The organism is Acidovorax cavernicola, assembly GCF_003581445.1.
The window spans coordinates 1-1,177 of the sequence record NZ_QXMN01000242.1 but is presented as its reverse complement, the minus strand read 5'-3'; the positions used below and the strand labels follow the sequence as shown (position 1 = coordinate 1,177).

Below are 1,177 nucleotides of genomic sequence, written 5' to 3'. Positions count from 1 at the left end.
GCTTCAAGGTTCTCGGCACGGCGGCGCTTGCGCCAGACGCCCACGGCGATCACGATCACCAGCAGGACCAACAGATACTTCATGCAAAACGTTCCAGCAAAACTTCCATAACAAAGCGCGAGCCTGCATACGACAGCAGCAGCAGCAGCGCGCCCGCGTACAGCACATGCACCGCATGGCGGCCGCGCCAGCCAAAGCGCGCGCGCCCGATCAGCAGCGTGGCAAAGGTCAGCCAGGCCAGCAGCGAGAAAATCGTCTTGTGGTCCCAGCGCCAGTCGCTGCCGTACAGGGCCTCGCCGAACAGCCAGCCGGCGAGCAGCGTGGCGGTGAGCAGCCAGAAGCCCGCGGCGACGAAGCGGAACGTCAGCCGCTCGAGCGTCAGCAGCGGAATTCCGCTGTCCTGGTCGGCCGCGAGGCGAATGCTTTTTTCCGCATGGTTCATCAGCGCCGCATGCACGACGGCGGCGGCGAACAGGCCGTACGAGGCAATGCCCAGCGCCAGGTGCAGCGGCAGCCAGGCCGAGGAGTTCACCTGCAGCGGCTTGCCGGGAAACAGCGCGGCGAGCATCACCGTGGCCGCGCCCAGCAGCCCCAGTAGCGCGCGCGTGCGCAGTTGCGGGTACAGCTGCTGCTCGACGCCGTAGACGGTGAGCATCAGCCAGGCGGTGATCGACAGCGCGGTGGCGAAACCGAAGTGCGGAGTCGCGCCCAGCATCACCCAGGCGAGAAACGCCGCGTGCAGTGCCCAGGCGATGCCCAGCGCCGTGCGCGCTGCGGTTTCCCCGATGCGCGCGGCGGGAATTGCATAGGCGCAGGCCGCGGCCAGCGCCAGAAACCAGGTCAGGACCGGGGAATGAGTATGCAGGGAGGCAAAGGAAACCATCGTTCAATGATAGACCGGCAAGGGCATGGGCGGCTGCCGCACGTTGGTCGAGCGGGTAAAATTCAGCCCTTCACTCTTGCATGCTGCGGTCTTTGCGCGCCAACCGGCGCGGCCCGACCCACGCCGGGCCGCAGCATCTACCGGAAATTCCTGCTTATGGCCTCCGCTCTTACCGAAAAACTCTCGCGCCTCGTCAAGGAGATGCGTGGCCAGGCCCGCATCACCGAATCCAACGTGCAGGACATGCTGCGCGAAGTGCGCATGGCCTTGCTTGAAGCCGACGTGGCCCTACCC

2 protein-coding genes are annotated in these 1,177 nt (G+C 66.0%); one reads left to right on the top strand and one right to left on the bottom strand.

What is annotated here, in order from left to right; all coding sequences use genetic code 11:
* Positions 1-79: 79 nt before the first annotated feature.
* Positions 80-883, bottom strand: a complete 804-nt coding sequence (locus tag D3H34_RS32855; protein ID WP_119558886.1) for a cytochrome C assembly family protein — start codon at positions 881-883, stop codon at positions 80-82.
* Between the two features lie 156 nt (positions 884-1,039).
* On the opposite strand from D3H34_RS32855, the gene D3H34_RS32850 reads away from it, so the two are divergent.
* On the top strand, positions 1,040-1,177 hold a 138-nt coding region (locus D3H34_RS32850), incomplete at its 3' end, for a signal recognition particle receptor subunit alpha (RefSeq protein ID WP_205736865.1).